Genomic DNA, 24,056 nt, shown 5'->3' with positions numbered 1-24,056 from the left:
CATTTTAATGGATACATGTAAAAGTATCTCCTTCACTCTTTCTGCCAGCCACACCGGGATGTCGATATATCAGATGGGGCAATTTCTACTTATTTTCCGCTTGCCGCTTCCACTCCGTCCAGGTTTTGAACAGTAAAAAGCTTATAATACGCCCCCTGTTTGTTCATCAACTCCTGATGTGTACCTTCTTCTTTAATCTGTCCATCTTCAATCAGAACAATTTTGTCTGCATGCGTAATGGTCGACAAACGATGCGCGACAATAAATGTTGTCCGATTATGCGCGAGCCGTTCCAGCGACTGCTGGATTAAATGCTCAGATTCCAAATCAAGCGCCGAAGTCGCCTCGTCAAAAATAAGAATCCGCGGATTTTTCAAAAACACGCGCGCGATAGCAATCCGTTGTTTCTGTCCGCCCGATAACTTCACGCCACGCTCGCCGATTTCTGTATCATATCCATTTGGTAATTCTATGATAAAATCATGGGCGTTGGCCGCCTTCGCCGCTTCGACCATTTCTTTTTCTGTCGCTTCCGGATTGCCCATCAAAATATTTTCTCGAATCGAATCGCTAAATAAAATATTATCCTGTAACACGACTCCTATCTGGCTGCGCAAACTTCTCATTGTCACATCGCGCACATCATAACCGTCAACGCGCACGCTCCCTTCCCTGACATCGTAAAAACGCGGAATGAGGCTAATTAATGATGACTTTCCGCCGCCACTTGCCCCGACAAACGCGACCGTTTCACCGGGCTCGACTGTAAGATTAATCCCCTTAAGCACATCCTCCCCGTCTTCTGCGTAGCGAAAGTACACATTTTCAAATGTAACCCTTCCCTCCACAGGCGGCAATTTGTGTGCGCCCGGGCTATCGGTCACATCATATTTTTCATCCATAAACTCAAATACCCGATCCATAGAAGCGAACGCTTGGGTAAGCGTTGTTGAAGAATTTACCAGACGGCGCAATGGCGCGTACAGACGATCAAGATACGCATAAAATGCGACCAGCGCTCCGACGGTCAGTTCGCCCTGGATCACCCGATAACCCGCTACCATAATGACAAGCAGCGGTGCAATATCCGTCACCGTATTAACTACGGCAAACGTTTTCGCATTCCAGCTAGTATGCTCTAAAGCTTTCGCCAGAAAATTTCTGTTTCGTTTATCAAATTGCTTCTGTTCATGATCTTCAAGAGTAAAACTTTTAATCACCGGAATGCCCTGCACACGTTCGTGCAAATGGGCCTGCAACGTCGCCAGCGCCTGTGAACGCACCCGGGTTAGATGGCGCAAACGAGAATAAAAATATTTGACCGAAAAGCCGTATAGCGGAAACATACAAATGGCGACAAGTGTAAGCCATCCATCCATGGAAAACATGATCCCCAAGGCAATAAGCAGTGTTACAAGATCAAGCCAAATATTCATCAAGCCGGTATCGATAAAGCTTTTAGTCTGCTCCACATCATTAATCACCCGGGAAATGACCTCACCGGCGCGATGATTGTGAAAATAGCGCAAAGATAGTTTCTGGATATGATCAAATGCCCGGTTTCGAATGTCGTACAATACGGTATTGGAAACCGACTGTGCCAAATATTGCCGCCAGTATTCGATCGGCCAGCGCAGCACCGTAAAAATAAAAAAGACAGTCACCATAACATAGAATAGGTTTTTCATTTTATCGTCGGGCGCTGCCTGCGAAAGCAAAATATCGTCCACTACATACTTTAGCAACAGCGGCATAATCAACGGAATGCCGAATTTCAAAATCCCTACAACGATCGTAATTACAATGCGCTTCCAGTAAGGCTTGACAAACCGAACATATCTTCTTATACTGCCCAACTCATCATCCCCTTTCTATAACTGCCGAATAAAAAACTCCCTTTCGGTGCGAAAAGGAGTTTCATTAATTTTTTAAATGTAGATACCGTTCATACCAGCGTTCTACAAAACCGGGATGAAAAGGGCCTCGGCGTTCTTGAATCCATGTTACAACCTCTTGGACGCCCTTATATACCATGTCAACCACATCCTGGGGATACTGCATACGTCGGCTATGAAGCGCGAACTCCTCTTTATCCAGAATTGTATATGTCATATCCGGATAAACTTTCACATCAAGATCATAGTCTATGTACGTCAGCAAATCATTGCGTAAAGAAAAAGGCGAACCAATATTACAGTAGTAATAAATGCCATCTGTCCGAATCATTGCGATTGTATTAAACCACTGTCCGCGACCAAACGTACATATCGCCGGTTCGCGCGTCCGCCATTCCCGCCCGTCCGACTCGGTGACTCGGACATTATCGTTTCCGCCGATTAAAACCGCATCGCTTAAGTGAAGCAGTAACGTTTTATCCCACGAACGGTGAAACGACCGGTCATGCTTATAGCTTTCGATGCGAATGGGGATTCCGGGTGACGTCATCACGCTCTCCTTCCTTTTCTTGTAATCTATACGAACGCTCCTTCACGTACATTTTTCCCATTTTCGGCGCGAAAGAAGCAAACGCCCTTATTCAGAATCTTTGTTGGGCGTCAATTTTTTCGATAAAGTAATGTATTCCTTCACTTCATACCCAAGCGAACTGTAAAAAGGAAGGACTTTCTTATTATCCTGATTTACCATAATAAATACTCGTGTTACGCCTCTTTCTTTAAATCTTTTTTCCAGCGCCTCGACCAGCTTGCGCCCAATACCGTGTCCTTGTAGCGCTGGATTGACAGCTAATCTGTAGAAATATCCTCTCGTTCCGTCAATGGTTCCTACAATTACCCCGGCTACTTCTCCTTCATATTCAGCAACCATTACTAATTCACTATCCCAAGCCAGCTGCTTTGCCAGTGCATCTAACGTTTCGGTTTCTGTTCGCTCCAATCCAGTTTCTTCCCAAATGCGAGTAATATGTGCGTAATCTCCTAAACGAAACGACCGTATTAGCACACCAACGTCCTCCCTGCTTTTCATCTTCTTTTATTTTACACCACCTATTGATAAATGTCGCTATTATCACTATAGAAAAAGCATACAAAAAAGAAAACCCGCCGTAGACAAGCGGGAAGCAGAGATTTTATTGCATATTTTGCAGTATATGCTGCCATTGCTGATACATGCGCTCGACAGCTTTTTCTTTCTCATCAATGATGATATATCGTTCCATAATTAATTCTTCGACATGGAGAAGTGCCTGATCTAGCTGGTCAAGGGCAATCCCATCGATCGTATTTTCCTGAAGAAGAGCGGCCCGGCGATCATTCAAATCCATTTTCATCCATTGATAAGCGGCAAGGATTTTTCTCTCTTGATAGAGACTGTCATTCATTTCTGCTTCCCATGCTAATACTTCTTCAAAAGGATACATACACATTGCCCCTTCCCCAATCATTTTATTTATACTAAAAATATATTCATTTTTTTTTTAAGAAAACCCTTTTATATTCCTTAATTCTTACAATTTTCGTTCAATATTCAGGCTGTGTTTAAAAAAAAGCCATTGCGGTAAAAGTAAGAGAGACCAAAAACTGCGGCTGTACGATACAAAATGCCGCCAGTCGGGGGGGAAGAAATGTATGTAGGACGCAAGCTGGATGAGCTAAGCGATATGTCTATTTCTAAATTGAACGTCGGGGCGATATATCAGGCGACCATGGCGCGTGGGATCATAGTTCACGCATTATTTATGACTAAACGCAAGGGCAAGAAAAACACAATCTTATATTTATTATACATTTTTATCTGTTTTGTATTGAATTATAATCTAAGTACGATATAATGAATTTTGGAAACATATCCGTATACAACCATAAAAGGAGGAGTTATATTATGGCAAAATTTGAATTACCAGCTCTACCTTACCCATTTGATGCACTTGAACCTCATATTGACGCGCAAACGATGGAAATTCACCACGATAGACACCATGCAACATACGTGAACAATCTGAATGCAGCACTCGAAGGACATACAGAATTAGCAAACAAAAGCATTGAAGATTTAATGCGCAACATTGGCAACGTACCAGAAAGCATCCGCACAGCCGTTCGCAACAATGGCGGCGGTCACTATAACCATAGCCTGTTCTGGGCAATCATGAGCCCGAACGGTGGCGGCGAACCGACTGGTGAACTGGCTAACGCTATCAACGAGGCTTTCGGAAGCTTCGAAAAAATGAAAGAAGAATTCGCAAAAGCGGCGGCTGGCCGTTTCGGAAGCGGTTGGGCTTGGTTAATTGTAGACAACGGGAAACTAGCTATCACGAGCACACCAAACCAAGACAATCCGCTGATGGAAGGCAAAACTCCAATCCTTGGCTTGGATGTATGGGAACACGCTTACTATCTGAAGTACCAAAACAAGCGTCCGGATTACATTTCCGCTTGGTGGAACGTTGTAAACTGGGACGAAGTAAGCAAACGCTACAACGACGCGAAATAATGATGCGTCATACACCAACAGACCGTCTTTCCTTTCCGGAATTCGGTCTGTTTTTTTTTTGCAACCGACAGCACAAAATTAACGTAAAATAAGGAAAGACTAAAAATAAAAAAACAAAGGAGGCAAAAACATTGAATCTTGCAACGGTTGCCGCGGAACAGCGGCGGTATATACAACGAGTATTTTCCTGGATGTTTGCCGGTTTGTTGATGACTGCGCTTGTCGCCTATCTGTTAAGCGGAAATGAAAACGTACTCGCTTATTTCAGCGCACATCCATACGCCTTTTTCATTATTCTTATTGCGGAGCTTATTCTTGTTTTTTACTTATCGGCGCGTGTGCAAAAATTGTCCGCCACCAGCGCTATGCTCCTATTCTTCATTTATGCCGCATTGAACGGCATCACGTTTTCGCTATTGTTCGCGCTTTATACGTCTACTTCCATCGTACTAACGTTTCTTGTAACAGCAGGCATGTTCGGCGCGCTTGCTCTATACGGATACGTAACCAAACGGGACTTGTCCCGTATGGGCTCTATTCTTTTCATGGCTCTTATCGGACTTATTCTCGCCACGCTGGTCAATTTCTTTCTCCAAAGCAGCAGCCTATACTGGATTACGACATACGCTGGAGTCGTTATTTTCTCTGGGCTAACAGCCTATGATATGCAAAAGATTAAAGAAACGAACATAATCGGAAACGAAGATACGGAAGAGGAAACAAAAGAGGCAATTATCGGCGCGCTGATACTATACCTTGACTTTCTTAATCTTTTCCTTTATCTTCTGCGCATTTTTGGAAACCGCGATTAAAACATAACATTCGCAATAAAAAATAAAGGATTAGGTGAAGTCAATGCTGTTAATCAAAACAAATCCTTGATTTAATTTATGTAATAGTGTAGTATCAAATTGATATTTAATGGAAGGGTGACTTTTAAACCAATGATCAACTAATCTTATCCTTAAAAACATTCATCATTTAAGCACAAAAACTTTTCTTGGATAGGATTAGTATGAATTTTTATATACAAAATACCCATTTAATAGCATCAGTCGAAAAGTACTGTACTGTATCTTTTTGTTACTGTTCTGCCTCCTATCCAGAAAAGTGGATAAGGAGGTTTTTTATGCTTATATTTGGAAATTAAAGTGATGAAATATGAAATAAAAATAAACGGAAGGAAGGAAACCATATTGTCTTCACCATCCATGGCCAACCTATTTCGCAATCGTTTTGTGCAAGCGATCCTATTATCTGAACTTTTTCTCCAAATTGGCATCTGGGTACGTAATTTCTCCGTGCTGCTGTATGTAGTGGAAATGACAGGAGGGGATGCATTCGCAGTTTCAATGGTTTCGGTCGCTGAATTTGCGCCGATTTTTATTTTCTCGTTTATCGGGGGAACCTTTGCCGACCGTTGGCCCCCCAAGCGAACAATGATCTGGTGCGATGTATTGAGCGCCATATCAGTATTCGCCGTTCTATTTACATTGATTTTTGGTTCGTGGAAGGCTGTGTTTTTTTCCATACTGTTCTCGGCGATCTTGTCTCAATTCTCACAGCCAGCCGGGTTAAAGCTATTTAAAATGCACGTTCCGGCCGAACAGGTGCAAGCTGGGATGTCGATTTATCAAACGATCTTCGCTGTATTCATGATTTTTGGCCCAGTTCTTGGAACGTTCGTTTATCAAACCTTTGGTATTCAAGTTGCGATTATGATAACGGGGATAGCTTTCCTCATGTCGGCCGTTGCATTGTTTTTTCTTCCGCCGGATCGCGATATGGGTAAAGAAGAGACTCATTCAACGCTCCTTCAAGAGATGGCTGCCGGGATTCGTTATGTGCTGTCGAAAAAAGTACTAACGCTGCTCGGAGCCTGTTTCTTCGCCGCCGGTTTGGCGATTGGCCTTATCCAGCCGCTCGGCGTTTTTCTAGTTACAGAACGACTCGGTCTAGAAAAAGAATATTTGCAATGGTTAATGACCGTCAGCGGGATCGGCATGGTTCTAGGCGGCGGATTGGCTATGGTTTTCGCTAAATCGGTCGCACCACAAAAACTGCTAGCATTCGGCATGTTTGTCGACGCGATCTGCATGGCCATATCCGGTATATCAACGACTCCGTGGTTAACATTAACTGCACAGTTTTTCAGCGGTTTAGTGCTCCCTTGCATTCAAATAGGAATCAACACGATGATCTTGCAAAATACGGAAAGTCAATATATAGGTCGGGTTAACGGTATTCTCAGTCCGTTGTTCACCGGGGCAATGGTCATTACGATGAGCATAGCGGGCCTGCTTAAAAATTTATTTTCCCTTGTTGCGATGTATGAAATGGCAGGAATTCTATTTATCGTCGGTCTGCTTTTTATCCTGCCGCTATACCGTTTGCCAGTTGCCACCCAAGAACCTGGAACCGATTCATAGCCCTTCACCGATAACAAACATATTTTTTACTAACATATTTCAGGAAATGCCTGCCGCTTCCGCCAAATATTCAACAAGATGTACAGCCCGCATCGAACCGGACAAATTTTCCCGCTCAATTCCGAGCTTCATTTGCAGAAGACAGCCCGGGTTTGTTGTAATGACGGCGGAAGCTCCTGTCGCTTTCGTATGTTTCATTTTTTCATCAAGAATATCCATCGCTTCATTATAATGGACAATGTTATAAATACCTGCCGAGCCACAGCACATCTGTGCTTCTTCCATCTCCACGAACTCAATGCCGGGTACGCTTTTCAAAAGCGCCAGCGGTTCATTCACAACCTTTTGGACGTTGGTCAAATGGCAAGAACGCTGGTACGTTACCCGCTCGCCAGAGCGTGGTTTCAAATTCTTCAGACCGCCGCAAGCCAAGAGCACCTGACTGATATCCCTTGACTTTGCGGCGAAAGACTCGGCTCTTTCTTTCCATTCCTCCTCTTTCCCTAGCAAATGGCCGTATTCGTGCAGTATCGCGCCACAGCCTCCGGCATTATTGACAACAAAATCGACGTCTTCTTTTTCAAACGCGGCAATATTTTGCTTGGCAAGGCGCCTGGCTTCTTCCACCTCTCCGGCATGCGCGTGCAGCGCTCCACAGCATGTCTGCCCTGGTACAACAATGACATCGCACCCTGCCTCCGCGAGCAGCAATACCGATAGTCGATTAATGCGCTGAAACACAGCGTCCATGACGCATCCGGTAAAAAATGCAACCGTGTACTTCTTTTCTCTTCTCGCTTTTATTCTTACAGGTATTCGCCCACGTTCCAAAGGAGGAATGGCCTCCGTAAAAACGCCAAGATGATACGGCAATTTCTCAAGAGCACCGGAAACGCGCGCTGCTTTTTGCAGCCCGCTTTTTTGATACAGCCAAAGCATACTGCCTGCAAATTTCATTATTCGCTTACTCGAAAACACTTTTTTAAACATTGTCCGGCGCAACAGACGAACCGGAACAGAAAATTTCTTACGCCGCGCCAGCGCAGCTCTGGATGCCTCAAGAATCGCACCATATTCGACACCAGTTGGACAGGCCGTCTCGCAGGCCCGGCATCCAAGACACAAATTCAGCGGTTCCTCTAGAACAGACAAATCGGTAATTCTTCCTTCACCCACCATCTTAACTAGGTTAATTCTTCCACGCGGCGAATGCGTTTCTTTTCTCATCGTAATGTATGTCGGACACACAGGAAGACAGTAACCGCACTGGACACAGCGATTCGTTTTTTCATATTGCAACTCTTTCCGCAACTGTTCTAAAGGTTCGTTCATTTTAGGTCAACTCCAGCTTTTGACCCGGCTCCGGAAAAATTTTGCCCGGGTTCATAATATTGTTCGGATCCCAAACTTGCTTAATACGTCGCATCATGTCAAGCCCGACCGCTCCTAATTCCATCTCCATAAACGGCGCTTTCATCGTCCCAATGCCATGTTCGCCTGATAACGTACCTCCCAGTTCTACCGCTGCTGCAAAAATCTCCGCAATTGCCTCCTCAACTCGCTTCATTTCTTCTTTGTCATTTTTATCGGCAATAATATTTGGATGTAGGTTTCCATCGCCCGCGTGGCCAAAGACGACCAGATGAATGTTATACTTTCTACGGATCTCTTGCAGTCTCGCACACATGTCGGGAATTTTGCTCCGCGGTACTGTAGCATCTTCGGAAATTTTCGTCGGTTTAATACGCACAATGGCCGGAGATACAAGCTTGCGCGCCCGCCATATTTCCGCCTTTTCCGCTTCATTTCCCGGAATGCGGATTTCTCTAGCACCAACCGCTTTACACAGTTCTGCAACTTGCTGAACTTCATCTTTAACCGCCACAGGATGTCCGTCCAGTTCGAGCAGAATGATCGCTTCAGCATCGACAGGCAAATTAGATGGCTCGTAATTTTCCACTGCTATAATGGACGCCTGATCCATCAATTCCATTTTGGCAGGTAAAATACCGGAAGAGAGAATTTTTGAAATAGCACCGCCCGCATCCACAAGGCTATCAAATACGGCCATCACCGTCTCCGAAGCAGGAGGCTTGGGCAAAAGTCGCAATATTGCTTTCGTAATAATGCCGAGCGTTCCCTCCGAGCCAACGATCAGCTTGGTCAAATCATAGCCTGTAACATTCTTCACCGTCCGGCCTCCGGTTCTAATAATTTCCCCTTCTGGAACAATAACTTCAAGGCCAATTACATAATCCTTCGTTACCCCGTATTTCAATCCCCGCGGCCCCCCTGAATTTTCCGCCAGATTACCGCCGATAGTCGAGACGTGGGAACTGCTGGGGTCTGGCGGATACATCAATCCTTTTTTTTCAGCCGCACGATGAATATCCGCGGTCAACACACCGGGCGATACGACGGCGATTAAATCTTCTTCATCAATTTCCAGCACATCATTCATCACTGACAAATCAAATACCATACCGCCTTTCACCGGCAAAGGCCCCCCGCTCAGACACGTCGATTGTCCGCGCGGGTATACGGGGATTCGTTTGCGGTTTGCCAACTTCACGAGCGCAGCAAGCTCTGTCACACTTTTTGTTTGAACAACCAAATCCGTCAAATATGTGCCGAAGGAAGCGTCAAACGAATAGCTGAAAAGGTCGCTTTCATCGGTCAGTACCCTTCCCATTTTTACGATTTTTTTGACTTCTTCTATATCTTCCGGCTTCATTGCCCTTTTTTCATTCTCCATGCTCCCCCCCCTTTTTTGTCATTCACCGTATCTATTCTAGCCGCCTAAAAATTAAGAGTTCAAAAGCAGGCGCAGCCAGATCCGTTGTCGCATTTCGTTCCTCGCCCTGACTTGATGCGCTTACAGCAAACTTTGCTGAAATCCTTCGTGTAACCCGTCCGCGATTTTTTTATGGGATACAGAAAATGGATAGTGCGGCATTTCTTCTATCAGTACCCAGCTTGCCCGCACTTTTGCCTCAGCGTCTCCTTCCACATCTTCTTGCCCTTTGTACGCGCATATATAAGTGCGTAAATTCCATTGCAAATGCGAAAATACGTGGCTATGCTCCATTACTAATTCCTGAGGTATGCATTTTACTCCGAACGTCTGATATACATACGTGCTCAACTGTTCTCTCGGGTCTGCGTCTCCCTTATATTCCGTGTTTGGAAACTCCCACAAATTCGCTAAAAGCCCTGTTCCAGGACGCTTATGAAGCAGCCATCTCCCATCATTCCGCTGTATCAATGCTACCGCTCGCTCTTCGATCCGCACCTGCTTCGCTTTCTTCTTCACAGGCAATGACTCTTGTATCCCTTTGTCCCGGGCACGACAGTGGTTCGCTACAGGACATATCCCACAACGTGGCGAACGCGGAATACAAATCAGCGCACCCAGTTCCATTAACGCCTGATTAAAAAACGAAGGATTCCGGTGTGCGATAATTCGGTGCACAACCGCTTCGAATAGCTTTCTCGTTTTCGCCTTCGTAATGTCTTCCTCAATTAAAAAAATACGGGACAGCACACGCATGACATTGCCGTCCACCGCAGGCTCCGGCAGCCCGTATGCGATGCTTAGAATAGCGCCTGCCGTATAGGGCCCGACTCCTTTTAGGGCATGCACTTCTTCCGGTGTATCGGGTACTACGCCCCCGTACTTTTCCTGCACCTCTTTTACAGCTGCATGCAAATTTCTAGCCCGCGAGTAATAGCCGAGCCCTTCCCAGTATTTGTATACTTCTTCTAAATCAGCTTCAGCCAGATCACGCACGGTCGGAAAACGTTCCATAAACCGTTCATAATACGGAATCACCGTCTCTACTCTCGTCTGCTGAAGCATAATCTCTGATACCCAGACACGATAGGCATCCCGATCTCGCCGCCAAGGCAAATCCCGCTGCTGCCTTTCAAACCAATACAATAAATCATCCTGAAATCCTTCGATATCAAACGAACCAATCAGATCTTGCTGCCGTTCCTGCTGCTTTGCCATGTATTATTCTCCACTCCCATCTATGTCAACCGGCGCAAACGCCCACATATTTAATCTGTTCGTTCCAGCTACAATACAATCGTTGATACTCTGCCAGAATCCCCCCGAAGTTCCCGTCTCTTCACAACGTTTTCGCTTGATTTTTCGATATGCCTCCACAGTAGGAACGTGAAACATTTCAACAAATAAACCAGGCTGATCTACACCTTCTTGCAATACGAAATTACGCGCGCCAATTTTCTCCATAGCAATCGCTATGTCTTTAATTTTTTGCAAATATTCTCCGCGTTTCTCCGGGATGATTTTATATTCCGCAAACACTTGAATCCAGTTCATCCACATTCTCCTCCCGCATCATCATTCGTTCTTATAATGGGTACATTAAGACTCTGAACAGCATATAAAAAATATATATTTTATGTTAAATTGCTAAACATTCATATCGTTTTCTTTTATAATAAAGCATAATGCTTTACGCTATCCACGAAAACTGGAAAACGAGAAAGAGTGTAGCGAAAACAGAAGCCGCTTAAGGCTAATACGGAAATTGGAGGAGTTTACTTGGATACAGGTACCCACATTGCAATGGGATTTGGTCTCGCAGGTCTTGCGTATTTGGATCCGGTCGTAGCCGGCCAACCTGAACTTGCCAATGCTGTACTTCTCGGAACGCTGATTGGCTCTCAGGCGCCCGATTTGGATACGGTATTAAAACTTCGCGGCAACGCATCATATATTCGCAATCATCGCGGACGCTCTCACTCCATTCCGGCGATTTTCATTTGGGCAGGACTTATCAGTGGCGGTATTTATACCTTCTTTTCAGGCGTTTCATACTTGCATCTGTTATTGTGGACGCTGCTCGCCGTAGTTGTTCATGTGTCTATCGACTTGTTTAACGCATACGGTACGCAAGCAGCCCGCCCTTTCTCCAAACGATGGATTTCTTTCAATGTTATCAACATATTCGACCCATTCATCATGGCCATTCACCTTATCGGTTTTCTCTTCTGGGCTGCCGGTTTCGACCCAGGACATGTGTTCAGCATCGTATATACGATTATGATTTCCTATATTATCCAAAGAACAATAACTTACCGCAGATTAGTGCGGTTCGTAAAAGCCGAGTTAGGCGAAGAAGGGCACTATATTCTGCTTCCGACGCTTCGCTGGACGCACTGGGGTGTGATCGTCCAGACCGCCTATGCTTCGTATGTCGGCGAATTGCACAACAAACGTATCATCTGGCACGACACTTTTTACCATAAAGAAGAAAATGAAGTTATCAAAAAAGCAAAGCAGGATAATAAGGTGCAAGCTTTTCTATCCTTCACGCGGTACCCGTACGTATATACAAAAAAACGAACGTTTGGTCACGAAGTGCGCTGGATCGATTTGCGCTATCGAACCAAAACGCACTATGCATTTGTTGCGATAGTTCACCTAGACGAACAGTTGAACATCATAGATTCCTACACAGGCTGGGAATACCGCGAACACAAAATGGAAAGCAAAGTTCTTGCGCCAGAATTGGCGTTGGAAAAGCCATAACATAAAAAACGCGCAATCCGTGCCGGATGCGCGTTTTTTCTTTTTTACGCGAATAGCAAAAAGCTGCGTCCAATCGGCCTCGTTCACAGCTTTTATGACAGGTTTCCCCGGTTATTTTTTCTTTTTCGCACCCGGTTTCAGACCAGGTTTCATGTTTTGCATTCTGCGCGTCATCTGGTTTAACTGCTTTTGATTCAAGTTCATTCCCATCGAGCGGGCGATTTGCTGGATTTGTTTCTCATCCATCTGCATATTCGCCATTTGGTTTCGCAAGTACCATACGCCAAGGGCGAACCCCGCAATCACTCCGACAAGCAGCGTAAGAATCGGAATAATATAATCCCACATAAATGCTCGTCCCTTCCACTCTTAATTTTCAGGCAATCACATGATATTTTACTTCTTCCAGCATGAACTTGTCAAAACATAATTGCCTGATTAGGGCGTGAAAAAATGCTGGGTATAGTATGTCCCGTACACGCCTACACCAAGCTTTTTAAAAGCGGGATTCAATAAGTTTTTTCTGTGGCCGGAGCTATTCATCCACCCAAATACAGCTTCAATAGCGTCTGGATATCCCATAGAAATATTCTCAGCGGCCAAAGTGTATTTAATTCCTTGCTCAGCCATTAAATCAAACGGTGACTTTCCAGCGCGCGTTGTATGCGAAAAGTAATTGTACACGCTCATATCTTTACTATGTTTATAGGCGGAGGCGGCCGCCTGATCGCTCCACGCAAGAGCAGGCACTTTCTTCTTTGCTCTTTCTATATTGGTCAGCCATAATACTTGCCTAGCAGCATCTCGATTGACAGTAGCCGTATCCGTCGGATAAGAAGGAATGTTCGGTTTTTTTATATATTGATACGTATAGCCAAAGTATTTCTTATGAACAAGCTCAGTTGGATTGACAACACGTAAACCAAGTAACTTTTTTTTGTCCAGATTGTCATAGTAAGCAATGATCGCTAAGGAACCGGATTTGTACAGCACTTTTTCCGAACTGTCATTTTTAAAAGTAAAGGTAGCCCCGTATAAAGCCCATTCCGGCTTAGCGCTATATTTCAATTTCTTCTCGACTTCGCTGCGCGTGCTCCCCACTTTTACGCCATTATACTGTGTGTCCAGGGTGTTAGAAAACATTTCAATCACATGGCCGTCGCGGAAACCGATCCAATACCTGTCATATACCCACCACTTCGTCTTGTTCGCTCCCGTATAGGCAGCTTTATAAGATCCCAGTTTGGATTTGACAGTATCCCAGCGGTCTCCAATCTCAACTTTAAAGCTCGATGTTACGCTTGCTGTCCGCTGAACAGAATTTGCCTGCACAGCTTCTAGCTTAGGTTTTTGCCCTATCCAAACAGAATGTGTCTTCCCATCATATCCTACTTCTTTGCCAAGCTTTTCTCCGACATATCGCAATGGAACATAGGTGGTCCCTTGGTATGTAATCGTCTTCGGAACTTGATTGCCATTATTTTTATATACTTTCGGATCGCTTGTATCTTTTTTACCATCAAAATAATAAGTTACAGGATAAAAATAGGCGGTAATTTTTTCTTTAAAACCGTCCGCTTCACCTGCGCTCGTCCAGATCCCGGCCGCGAACGCAGCCGCCAGCGCCAGCACAGAAACCATCAATTTGCCTGCTGTTCTCACATGGCAACAACTCCTCGCGAAACATGATAAAAAAGCGTTCCCAACCTATGTTCTTTTGGTTAGTGAACGCTTCTTCAAATTAAATGGTAGCACCTGTTTTTTCTATTGTCTATACCCCATTCAGCGCAAATAGTACAACTTATGTACGCTGATAATTCTTCGCAAACTCGACCGCCGCTTCGCGTGCTTTGTGCTCCGCCTTAGCAAAGATCTCTTCCGCTTTATCCGGCGTGGCCGCCATTCCCTCCACGAAAATGTGGGTATAATCAGTAATCCCAATAAAGCCCATAATGCCGCGCAGATATTTATCTGTGAACTCAAAATCTACGGCTGGCCCTTCAGAATACACGCCTCCGCGCGCCTGGATATGCATCACGCGCTTGCCGGCCATTAAGCCCTGCGGGCCTTGTTCCGTATATTTAAATGTCTTGCCCGCAATTACAACGTTATCAATATACGCTTTCAGTAGCGGAGGATAACTTAAATTCCAAAGCGGTGTTACGAAAATTACTTTGTCCGCCGCGATAAACTGGTCAAGCAGTTCTGTCATGCGGCCAAGCACACGCTTTTCTTCGTCGTTCAGCGCTTCATTCTTTGCGACTTTATCCCATGCGTTCAAGACAAGCGCATCAATGAATGGAATTTCTTCTTTGTAAAGGTCAAGGCGCTCGATCGTATCTGTGGGATTGTGCTGCTGATATGCTTTCAAGAACGTTTCACCCAGTCTCAGGCCATAAGACGCCTCAACCGGCTTCGGATTCGCGGTAATATAAAGAACTTTTGCCATCGTACTCTCTCCTTTTACTCATATTCTATTCATTTTCTAAGCATTACAACTACAAACTAATTATAATTTATTATCTTTAATAAGTAAAGTGTTTTTCTATCAAGAAAATAAGATTCTTAACCTTTATCATTACCTGCTTCTTGCTTTTTCAAATAGTAAATTTCCGGAAATCCTTATTTACCCTGCAATAAACGAATTTCGCGCCAGCGCCCGAATCGGTAATACGCACTTGCACAAACCGCGCTAATCACAAAGCTTGTACCCATGCCATAGGCAATCCCCTGCTCGCCCAGCCACTTGGAAAATACTGCAGTCAGCGGATAACGCAATACCCAGAAAGAGATAAAATTCAGCACCAGAATCTGTACCATGCCGCCTGCACCGCGGATAATACCGTTCAGCACAAAGTTAATCCCAAGGAACGGGTAGAAAAAACAAATCGTGCGAAGGTACAGCGTGCCAAATGCTATCGACTCCGGATTGTCCACGAACCATTCAAGCAGTTTTGCTGCCGTTGCATACACTAATACCCCAATAGCAAACGACACGCTGACAATTAACAATATGCCACTGCGCGCGATACCGCTGACACGTTCCCACTTTCCAGCTCCGATATTCTGGCCGGACATACTGTTCACCGCCGAGCCAAGTGTAACAATAGGCAACATAATCAAATTATCCATACGCTGTGAAGCGCCAAACCCAGCGACCACATTCTCGCCAAACATATTCACTACGCTCATAATCGCCATCATTCCGCCAGAAATCACCATCATTTGCAAACCGGCAGGAATGCCTAATTTAAAAATCGCCAATGCATATGTACGATCGGGGATATGAGGCTTTATGAATGGAATTTTTCCCGATTTCCTCGTGTATATAAGCGCATATACAAACGAAAAACCTTGTGCCACGATGGTCGCAAGCGCCGCTCCTACCACTCCAAGATCAAAGTACATAATGAACAGAGGATCAAGCACCGTATTCAAAATTACGGCCATCAGCACAAACCGTATGGGCGTGCGACTGTCTCCAAGCGCCCTAAGCACTGTGCCGATAAAATTATAGCCGAACAAAAATACAATTCCGATAAAATTCACCTGCAAATACTGAGTGGCCAGCTCATGAATAGCTGACGGTGTTTGAATCAGCGTTAGAATGTGAGGCGAAAAAATATAGCCGATAATTCCAATACCAATGGATAGTAGAGTAAATACAACGACAAACGCATTCAGCGATTCTTTTAACCCTTCTTCATCACCTGCGCCCCTACGCTGGGCAAGAATCGTCAATGTTGCTCCGTTCATCCCGATAATAAATGACAGCATCGTAAACACAACCGTCGCTGATACAGACACAGAAGCGAGCGCGTCTGACCCAAGCAGGTTGCCGACCCATAAACTGTCAATAAACTGATATGACGTCTGTAACACATTCGTGAAAAATATTGGGAGGGAAAAGGCGATCATCTGTCGCATAATATTCCCTTTCGTAAAATCGAAACTTCGCGCAGCCACAAGCTCTCCCTCTTTCTCTTTGTCCCTGTACTACATGATATCATTTGTTTTCAAAATAAGAAGGAAGACAATGTGCGATGAGCGTATAGAAAATTATGTAATAAAATAAAAAAAGAGCAGGAATTCTATCCCGCTCTCGCTCTGTGTAAGCGCACAAAAGATAGTGCTTATTTGCCATGTATGTCATTCACGATCTCAAATCGAATTTTTTTGTCGGTACATGGCATTTTCACTAGGGTGGTCGGATACGTAATCACCTGCGTATACATTTTGCCCGGCTCCGGATTCTTATGCCTTACCTTTACCACAATCTCATCGACGTATTCGGTCACGCCTACAATTTCAATTCCGTATCCCCCATTTGGCTGCTCGCCTCTTGCCACCATCGCGTACATTCCATCCTCATCACACATCGTACCCATAAATTCCTGCTTCTTATGGTCGTCAAACCACCGCTGAATCCTGGAAGATAATTGTGGTTGTTCGCCGCCCGAAGGATAAATCGTTTTAAATTTCAATTCTTTTCCATCTCCTTTTTCTTTCCCTAGATAAATCGTATGGGTCGCCGGGTCATATCCAACTTTGTGTCCAAGCTTTTCCGAAACCAAGCGAAGCGGCACATACGTAGTATCTTTATATACAAAAGAAACAGGAATATAACTTTTACCATTAAAGTATTGCTGTTCTTTATCGCTGGGCTGTATTTTCTGTCCTTCCATCACAAAGCTGACAGGCGTCACTCTTACATCGATTTTTGTCAAGGCGGCATATGAAAAACCGGCTGCACACATCAGCGCTGCCCCGGCAATCACACCGGCCATAAATGTTCTTACCGTGCGTTTTTTCATAAAGCTTCACCCCTTCCTTATATTTGTTTTCTCATCTTTTCAGACGAGCCAAATAGGTGAAACATATGCAAAATGATAACGGAAAACTTATCTTACCCCATTTGTCCTTATTTCACAACGGTAAGTCATGCTATCTAATATAGAAAACTCCAGATTTGAGCAAGTTTATGCAAAAGTAAAAAGGCGCGGCCAGAAAAAGGCCGTGCCCTTTATACTAAATAATGCCTTTCTTCCGCAAAAATGCGATCACTTGCTCTGCGGATTCATCCAGCGTTTTTTTATCCGTCTTCACGATTAATTCCGGTGCTTCCGGCTCCTCATACGGCGAGGAAATGCCGGTAAACTCTGGAATCTCTCCCATCCGCGCTTTTTTGTACAGCCCTTTCGGATCACGCTTCTCACACTCTTCCAGCGCGCAATTCACATAAATCTCAATAAACTCACCATCTTCTACCAATCCGCGAGCGAGAGCACGATCGGCGCGATACGGCGAGATAAACGCGGTTAATACAAGCACACCCGCATCCACGAACAGCTTCGCTACCTCGCCGATACGGCGAATATTTTCCGCACGGTCTTCCGGGCTGAATCCCAGGTCTTTATTAATGCCGTGTCGGATGTTATCTCCATCCAGCAAATACGTATGCATCCCTCTCTCATGCAATCTGCGTTCCACTTCGTTAGCGAGCGTCGACTTGCCCGCACCGGACAGACCGGTAAACCAAAGAACCGCGCTTTTATGCCCCTTCGTTTTCTGCCGATCCTGCTTCGTTACCGTTGTCCTGTGCCAAACAATATTGGCGTTGTGTCCTGCCATACTTCTGCCTCCTCCCGGTCCTAATTGCCGATCGCGACCTTCATGCCACGAATCAGCACTTCTACTACTTCAGGACGGCTGAACTCCGGCGGCGGTGCCTCACCGCGGCTCAACATCTCCCTCACTTTCGTGCCCGATAAATGAAGGTGATCTTCCGCACTATGCGGACATGTTTTCGTTGAAGCCATGTTGCCGCACTTTTTGCAATAAAAACTATGTTCAAAGAAAAGCGGTGTAATACCCAGCTCTTCCGGCGAAAAATTCAAGAAAATCCGCTGCGCATCGTACGTGCCGTAATAATTGCCAACGCCGGCGTGGTCGCGTCCGACAATGAAATGCGTACAACCGTAATTTTTTCGCACGATCGCGTGGAAAATGGCTTCGCGCGGTCCCGCATAACGCATGGCCGCCGGGAACACGGCCAAGAACACACGATCAAGCGGATAATAGTTTTGAAGAAGTACCTGATAACTTTCCATCCGGATGTCAGCCGGAATATCGTCCGCTTTCGTCTCGCCAACCAGCGGGTTTAAAAACAGGCCGTCCACAATTTCCAGCGCCGTTTTCTGGATGTACTCGTGGGCGCGGTGAACCGGATTGCGCGTCTGAAATCCCACAACCGTATACCAACCGCGCTCAGCAAACACGGCTCTCGTCTCAGCCGGGTCAAGATAGAACTCTTTAAACCTGTTCTTTTTCGGACGCTTTATCAGCGTAATCGGGCCTGCAACATACACTCCCGGTCGCTCCCATAGCTTTTTAACGCCCGGGTGCTTGATTTCTGTCGTACCATATACGTTTTCCGCCTCTATTTCCTTGTTCGGTGTGTACAGTTCCTGTACTTCGATAACACCATACACCGTTCCTTCGTACACAAGCTGTGCCATATCCCCTGGTGCAAGCTGCGCGGCTACGGCTTCCGTTACCGGCAAAGTAATCGGAAGACTCCATACGGTTCCGTCAGCAAGGCGCATGTTATACACGACGCTTTCATAGTCAGCTTTACCCAAGAAACCGGTGAGTGGACTGTAGGCGCCGATCGCCAACAGTTCCAAATCGGAAAGGGCGAACGCGTCCAGTTCGATTTTTTTGCTTACTTTTGTAATGTCATAAGAAAAGTTAATGCGGTTGATTAATACACCGCCATGAGGCTGATTTGTACTCATGCTTTCTACTCCTTTTCCTCAACTCTTTCATTCTTATTGATGCAAACCGCATTCCGTCTTGCCCGTACCGCTCCAACGTCCGGCACGTGAGTCGCTCCCGTCTTCCACCGGTAACGTGCAATGTTTACAGCCAATGCTCGGATAACCTTTGTCATGCAATTCATTATATGGAAGTTGATAAAGCTTGATATAACTCCATACTTCTTCCCATTTCCAATAAATTAACGGGCAGATTTTAATGGATCGGAACCTGCGATCAATATTGACAAACTGTGTGTTCACCCGCGTCGGCGACTGCTCCCGTCTTAAACCAGATAACCAAGCCACCGTGCCCGCCATCACTTCTTCTAAAGGCTGAATTTTCCGTAATTTACAGCATAAATCCGGATCTATCTTCCATAATTCTGAACCATACTGCTCTGCCTGCTCTTGTACGGACAGCGCCGGCTCCTTCATCTGAATGCGCAATTTCGGATATTTGACTTTCACGCGCTCAATAACTTCATACGTTTCTTTAAAGTGTAAATGTGTATCCAGGAAAACGATACGGGCATCCGGACGCACCCGGCTAATTAAGTCGGTTAAAACCATACCTTCAGCACCAAAGCTGCAAGCATAGATTAGATTGTCACCGAATAGGCCATATGCCCACTTTAATACATCCAGCGCATCCTTATTTTCCAATGTTTTATTTATTTCTTCGCAGCGTTCAGATGTCAGCGTTTCATATGAAAATGTCATATCCGGCACCTAGATTCCTCCTCTCTGATCATGAATGGCGCTTTTTTCTTTACGGATCGTCTGGGAAAGGTTCATTAATCCTAGCGTAGTGATAAATACGCTTATAATAACGATTAACACATACGGATTCGGCTGCAACCAGAGATGAACCATCGCGTAAGCCACGACAAGTGAAGATACCGGAGAAACAATCCACACCTTTGCGATTTGGTGAATAACTCTTTTCTGCCAAAGCTTAAAACCGTTGTCCGCAGTACCAACGCCCATAATAGCACAGGTAGTCGCCTGTACAAGCGGAACAGGGATGCCCAACAAAGAGGCGATAATGACCAATCCTCCGCTGGTGAAAGAAACCGCGCTGCCCTGCAAAAGCGAAAGACGGGTAATTTTTTTCCCGTTTGTCTCCAACACTTTACCGCCCAACAAAACCGCACCAAGCGCCACGAATATTCCACCCATCCAAACGCCAGCGGAAACAGACATTAACCCGGCGCCAACAAGCGGCCCAACCGCGTTCGCCACATTGTTCATACCGGCCGAAAATGCCTCAAGCGCACCGCCGATCACAAGCAATCTTCCCAGCCAGCGCTGCCATTTTCCCTGTCTGCTAAGATGCGGCCACTTCACTTCCGCTATCTTAATTAGTCGCCCCAGCACATACGCCACACTAAACGAGACCAGAGGAACCGCGATCCAGAAGGAAATAATGACTGCAAGTTTGCTGACGAATAAGGATTTGTACGCGAGCCCGATGCCGACAATCGAACCAACCGTCACTTCACTCGTTGACAGGGGAACCCCCATCAGATTTGCTATAAACAGCGTGAGTGTCGCTGAGGCCAGAATAATTATTACAATCTCCACAGTGAGAATAGAGGAAGAGATGATACCTCCCCCGATTGTTTTCACTACTTCGCCTCCACCTAACACAGCACCGAGCAAAGCAGCTGCACCTACAATCAGCATTGCGAGCTTCTTATTTTGAATAGCTCCCCCGCCATACGCCGCGCCCATCGCAGCGGCTGTACCGCTGGCGCCGATATTCATCGCGAAAAACAGGGCAATGGCAATGGCCGCGCACGTCAGAATCATGGCTCGATCACATACCCCCGGCCCGTTCCAGCCGGCTTTTTTTCTACAATGGCTATCTCCGCAACCGGCCTCGGCGGCAAAAAATAGCGTTCAATTTGATTCTGGGCGCTGCGGAACGCTTTTTCTTCATTTTCATGTATGACTACAACGGCAGCTGTTCCCCCATCCCTAAACAATATCTCAAATCTATAGATAAACATCGCCTCACCTCTCCTATGCCCAGGCATCCTTTATACCAACTGTTTCAGAGCCGCATCCAGCCTCTCTTGGAACGGTGTAATTCCAACACGCTGTACGAAATCAAAGAAGCTTTCCTTGTTCCGCTTTTCTTCCTTATAATAGGCAAGCAACGGCAACACGACCCGGTGCAGTTGCTCGCCAAGCACGCGTCCTTTCAGCTTTTCGTTAAATTTCGCGTTCGGGCCCAGCGTACCGCCAAGGAAAATATCGAACGCATCTTTCATGCCGTCTTCCGTTTTAACAAGCGCTCCCTGAAAGCCAATGTCAGCAATTTGCCGCTGACCGCATGAGTTCGGACAACCGACCATATGCATGCGAATTGGTTCATCCAACTCCACATGTTCATCTAGATATTCCGCCAATTGGCGCATTCTTTCTTTCGTTTCAACGATCGCAAGATTACAGAATTCATTGCCGGTGCAAGAAACGGCGAAAGCAGTAAAATTCTTCGGATACGGTGTCAAACGTTCCAACACTTTTTCTTGCAACAGTTCTTCCACTCTTTCATCCGGTATGCCGGTAATTATGATATTTTGCGAATTGCATGTACGCAGTGAGCCATTACCATATTCATCGGCGAGATGCGCCAGTTCTTCCAATTCCTGTGCCGACATACGTCCTACCGGAACGGACAGACCAACATAACTCAACCCTTCCTGGCGCTGTTTATGAATACCGGTAAAATATCCTGCATTCCATCCCTTAATCTTATCTTCGCCCCGCGTCTCCAGCTCGCCGACAAGCTCTTTTAACTTGGCAAGAAACTTCTCCGCTCCCCAATCAGCGACAAGAAATTTCAAGCGTGCGTGATGACGCTTCTCCCGGTATCCATAGTCACGGAAAATCGTTGTAACGCCGACCGCTACCTTCACGACTTCTTCCGGTCGCACAAATACATCGAGCTGTTGAGCCAAATACGGACGGGACGATAGTCCGCCGCCAACCCAGACATGAAAACCGATGATTTCCTTGCCAGCGATTACTTTCGTGGCCGGGGTAAACGCCAGATCGTTAATTTCGGCATGACCGGCATTATAAATATTGCTAGAAATCGAAATTTTATATTTGCGCGGCAGGTTGGAAAAATCCCGGTTCATTAAAAACGTATCGGACAACTGTTTCACAAGCGGGGTCGTATCTATTAATTCGTACGGATCGAGCCCCGCAAGCGGATTGCCAACAATCGTACGCGGGCAATCGCCGCACGCCTCAAATGAGGACAATCCGACGGCAGCCAACCGTTCAAAAATGTCCGGTAAATTTTCGATCCGCAACCAGTGAAACTGAATCGCCTGACGTGTCGTAATATCGATTAAATCCCTGCCATAATCATGCGCGATACTCGCAAGCGTGCGCGCCTGCTCGGACGTAAGATTTCCGGACGGAACCCGGACACGCATCATAAAGCACCCGTCTTTCGGGCGCTGCTGATATACACCTGCCCACTTAAAACGATCCATATCATCCGGCGTAATGGATTCAAAACCAGTTTTCGCATAACGATAAATGTCCTCAATAACATCCAGTCCATCTTTCTCCAGTTTTATTAATTCTGTTTTATTCAATTTCTCCTTATTTTGTGCCCATATTGGTGTATAACTCATTCATACTCTCTCCTCTCATCTCAGCGAATATTATGCAATAATGACTTGACGCAGCTGTTGTTCATACCAAGCTAACTGCTCCCGCAGGCGGACAACCTCGCCTACGACAATCACTGCCGGAGAACGAAAGCGTGCCTGTTGTACCTGCTCTACAATCGTCTCCAATGTACCTATAAGCGTCTCCTGATTTTCGCATGTACCCCAGCGGATAAGTGCCACAGGTGTCTCTTTGGCCCGGCCGTACTTATGAAGATTTTTCACAATTTCCGGCAAATTGCCGACCCCCATGTAAAATACCAGCGTATCTACCGCAGTGGCCAACTTCTCCCACTGAATACCACTTTGCTCCTTCTCTACAGCTTTGTGGCCAGTCACAAACGCGACGGAGGATGAATAACCACGGTGCGTGATAGGTATTCCTGCATAAGCCGGAGCAGCGATACCCGATGTAATGCCCGGCACAACTTCATAGTCGATGCCGGCCGCGATACAGGCTTCCGCTTCTTCCCCACCGCGCCCGAAAACAAATGGATCACCCCCTTTTAAACGAACAACCTCTTTCCCTTGCACAGCCTTCGCCACAATGATCTCGTTAATTTCCGTCTGGGATAACGAATGGTGATTTGTCTCTTTTCCGCAATAAATGCATTCAGCCTCCTTTTTTGCATAATCAAGCAGCTTTGGACTGGCCAGACGGTCATATACAATCACATCCGCCCGTTGTAGAAGCTCAAGCCCACGCACTGTAATCAACTTTGGATCGCCTGGCCCGGCACCCACAAGATACACTTTACCTGCCACCATATAACCATCCCCTTTTTTTCCAAAAATAATATTAATCAAATTTGTTTTATATGTTTAATTTAATTAAAAAAGCCCTACTTCATTAAAGAAGAAGGGCTTATATTCTACGATCCCCTCTTCCTCATCTTCAAGCGTGTGCTTTCTGGAATTGGCACCTAACCGAATTAGGTTGCCGAGATTTCATTGGGCCAGTCCCTCCATCTCTCTGGATAAGAAAGAGAATTCATATTATATTGATCGGATTTATTAAATTTGATTATACTCGGCTTTTTCTAAAAAGACAATACTTTTCAAAAAAATCCTCTCATTCATTATGCAAAGAGGCTTCAGAGTT

25 protein-coding genes and 1 riboswitch are annotated in these 24,056 nt (G+C 45.6%); of the genes, 5 read left to right on the top strand and 20 right to left on the bottom strand.

The features are described from left to right. Positions 1-89 precede the first annotated feature (89 nt). From BLR88_RS09080 to BLR88_RS09065, 4 genes are all read right to left on the bottom strand, one after another. A complete protein-coding gene (locus BLR88_RS09080; protein WP_091260480.1) occupies positions 90-1,856 on the bottom strand; it encodes an ABC transporter ATP-binding protein in 1,767 nt (588 codons plus the stop codon). Positions 1,857-1,920: 64 nt separating this feature from the next. Beyond that, a complete protein-coding gene (locus BLR88_RS09075; RefSeq protein ID WP_057899801.1) occupies positions 1,921-2,445 on the bottom strand; it encodes a DUF402 domain-containing protein in 525 nt (174 codons plus the stop codon). 87 nt (positions 2,446-2,532) lie between these two features. Then, positions 2,533-2,961, bottom strand: coding sequence for a GNAT family N-acetyltransferase (locus tag BLR88_RS09070; RefSeq protein ID WP_057900421.1), 429 nt, complete (start codon positions 2,959-2,961; stop codon positions 2,533-2,535). A 127-nt stretch (positions 2,962-3,088) separates the two neighbouring features. After that, positions 3,089-3,379, bottom strand: a complete 291-nt coding sequence (locus BLR88_RS09065; protein ID WP_057899802.1) for a hypothetical protein — start codon at positions 3,377-3,379, stop codon at positions 3,089-3,091. Between the two features lie 204 nt (positions 3,380-3,583). Here BLR88_RS09065 and BLR88_RS09060 point away from each other — a divergent pair, with 204 nt between their 5' ends. From BLR88_RS09060 to BLR88_RS09045, 4 genes are all read left to right on the top strand, one after another. Continuing rightward, on the top strand, positions 3,584-3,790 hold the full coding sequence (locus BLR88_RS09060; RefSeq protein ID WP_091260475.1) for a hypothetical protein: 207 nt from the start codon (positions 3,584-3,586) through the stop codon (positions 3,788-3,790). Between the two features lie 50 nt (positions 3,791-3,840). Next, entirely contained in the window at positions 3,841-4,452 is a 612-nt protein-coding gene (locus BLR88_RS09055) for a superoxide dismutase (RefSeq protein WP_057899804.1), read from the top strand. 131 nt (positions 4,453-4,583) lie between these two features. Beyond that, entirely contained in the window at positions 4,584-5,264 is a 681-nt protein-coding gene (locus BLR88_RS09050; RefSeq protein WP_257721574.1) for a Bax inhibitor-1/YccA family protein, read from the top strand. Positions 5,265-5,663: 399 nt separating this feature from the next. Continuing rightward, positions 5,664-6,881 (top strand): MFS transporter, encoded by a 1,218-nt coding sequence (locus BLR88_RS09045; RefSeq protein WP_057900422.1) that lies wholly within the window; start codon positions 5,664-5,666, stop codon positions 6,879-6,881. Between the two features lie 39 nt (positions 6,882-6,920). Here the strand turns inward: BLR88_RS09045 and BLR88_RS09040 are convergent, their stop codons facing one another. The 4 genes from BLR88_RS09040 to BLR88_RS09025 form a co-directional block, all read right to left on the bottom strand. Beyond that, positions 6,921-8,213: a (Fe-S)-binding protein gene (locus BLR88_RS09040; RefSeq protein ID WP_057899806.1), complete on the bottom strand. Its 1,293-nt coding sequence runs from the start codon at positions 8,211-8,213 to the stop codon at positions 6,921-6,923. A 1-nt stretch (position 8,214) separates the two neighbouring features. Then, positions 8,215-9,615, bottom strand: coding sequence for an FAD-binding oxidoreductase (locus BLR88_RS09035; protein ID WP_091260487.1), 1,401 nt, complete (start codon positions 9,613-9,615; stop codon positions 8,215-8,217). 141 nt (positions 9,616-9,756) lie between these two features. Beyond that, entirely contained in the window at positions 9,757-10,893 is a 1,137-nt protein-coding gene (mutY, locus tag BLR88_RS09030; protein ID WP_057899807.1) for an A/G-specific adenine glycosylase, read from the bottom strand. A gap of 3 nt (positions 10,894-10,896) precedes the next feature. Beyond that, positions 10,897-11,229, bottom strand: a complete 333-nt coding sequence (locus BLR88_RS09025; RefSeq protein ID WP_057899808.1) for an MFS transporter — start codon at positions 11,227-11,229, stop codon at positions 10,897-10,899. A 225-nt stretch (positions 11,230-11,454) separates the two neighbouring features. On the opposite strand from BLR88_RS09025, the gene BLR88_RS09020 reads away from it, so the two are divergent. Beyond that, positions 11,455-12,444 carry a metal-dependent hydrolase gene (locus BLR88_RS09020; protein WP_057899809.1) on the top strand — a complete coding sequence of 330 codons (990 nt, stop codon included), beginning with the start codon at positions 11,455-11,457 and terminating at the stop codon, positions 12,442-12,444. Positions 12,445-12,555: 111 nt separating this feature from the next. Here BLR88_RS09020 and BLR88_RS09015 read toward each other — a convergent pair whose 3' ends face one another. The 12 genes from BLR88_RS09015 to cobA form a co-directional block, all read right to left on the bottom strand. Then, the gene (locus BLR88_RS09015) at positions 12,556-12,792 is read right to left on the bottom strand and encodes a YneF family protein (RefSeq protein ID WP_057899810.1); all 237 of its coding nucleotides are present in this window, start codon (positions 12,790-12,792) and stop codon (positions 12,556-12,558) included. A 90-nt stretch (positions 12,793-12,882) separates the two neighbouring features. Then, the gene (locus tag BLR88_RS09010; RefSeq protein WP_057899811.1) at positions 12,883-14,106 is read right to left on the bottom strand and encodes a CAP domain-containing protein; all 1,224 of its coding nucleotides are present in this window, start codon (positions 14,104-14,106) and stop codon (positions 12,883-12,885) included. A gap of 139 nt (positions 14,107-14,245) precedes the next feature. Beyond that, on the bottom strand, positions 14,246-14,893 hold the full coding sequence (locus BLR88_RS09005; protein ID WP_057899812.1) for an FMN-dependent NADH-azoreductase: 648 nt from the start codon (positions 14,891-14,893) through the stop codon (positions 14,246-14,248). 173 nt (positions 14,894-15,066) lie between these two features. Further along, complete coding sequence (locus tag BLR88_RS09000; protein WP_057900424.1) at positions 15,067-16,371, bottom strand: MATE family efflux transporter; 1,305 nt, start codon at positions 16,369-16,371, stop codon at positions 15,067-15,069. 206 nt (positions 16,372-16,577) lie between these two features. After that, positions 16,578-17,258: a protease complex subunit PrcB family protein gene (locus BLR88_RS08995; RefSeq protein WP_057899813.1), complete on the bottom strand. Its 681-nt coding sequence runs from the start codon at positions 17,256-17,258 to the stop codon at positions 16,578-16,580. A 214-nt stretch (positions 17,259-17,472) separates the two neighbouring features. Then, entirely contained in the window at positions 17,473-18,075 is a 603-nt protein-coding gene (gene cysC / locus BLR88_RS08990; RefSeq protein WP_091260474.1) for an adenylyl-sulfate kinase, read from the bottom strand. A gap of 20 nt (positions 18,076-18,095) precedes the next feature. Further along, on the bottom strand, positions 18,096-19,241 hold the full coding sequence (gene sat, locus BLR88_RS08985; protein ID WP_057899815.1) for a sulfate adenylyltransferase: 1,146 nt from the start codon (positions 19,239-19,241) through the stop codon (positions 18,096-18,098). 33 nt (positions 19,242-19,274) lie between these two features. Further along, a complete protein-coding gene (locus tag BLR88_RS08980) occupies positions 19,275-19,982 on the bottom strand; it encodes a phosphoadenylyl-sulfate reductase (protein ID WP_091260485.1) in 708 nt (235 codons plus the stop codon). A 9-nt stretch (positions 19,983-19,991) separates the two neighbouring features. Continuing rightward, the gene (locus BLR88_RS08975) at positions 19,992-21,074 is read right to left on the bottom strand and encodes an inorganic phosphate transporter (RefSeq protein WP_057899816.1); all 1,083 of its coding nucleotides are present in this window, start codon (positions 21,072-21,074) and stop codon (positions 19,992-19,994) included. Next, a complete protein-coding gene (locus BLR88_RS08970; protein ID WP_057899817.1) occupies positions 21,071-21,274 on the bottom strand; it encodes a DUF3906 family protein in 204 nt (67 codons plus the stop codon). Before BLR88_RS08970 ends, BLR88_RS08975 begins: the two co-directional genes overlap by 4 nt. 30 nt (positions 21,275-21,304) lie before the next feature. Beyond that, complete coding sequence (locus BLR88_RS08965; RefSeq protein ID WP_057899818.1) at positions 21,305-22,918, bottom strand: nitrite/sulfite reductase; 1,614 nt, start codon at positions 22,916-22,918, stop codon at positions 21,305-21,307. 30 nt (positions 22,919-22,948) lie between these two features. Then, complete coding sequence (gene cobA / locus BLR88_RS08960; RefSeq protein ID WP_057899819.1) at positions 22,949-23,722, bottom strand: uroporphyrinogen-III C-methyltransferase; 774 nt, start codon at positions 23,720-23,722, stop codon at positions 22,949-22,951. Between the two features lie 118 nt (positions 23,723-23,840). Further along, positions 23,841-23,938, bottom strand: a riboswitch (SAM riboswitch). Positions 23,939-24,056 lie beyond the last annotated feature (118 nt).

This window comes from Aneurinibacillus thermoaerophilus (genome assembly GCF_900099925.1).
Taxonomy (GTDB): domain Bacteria; phylum Bacillota; class Bacilli; order Aneurinibacillales; family Aneurinibacillaceae; genus Aneurinibacillus; species Aneurinibacillus thermoaerophilus.
Note: the sequence above shows the minus strand (reverse complement) of the source record. Positions and strands in the feature narration are given on the sequence as shown.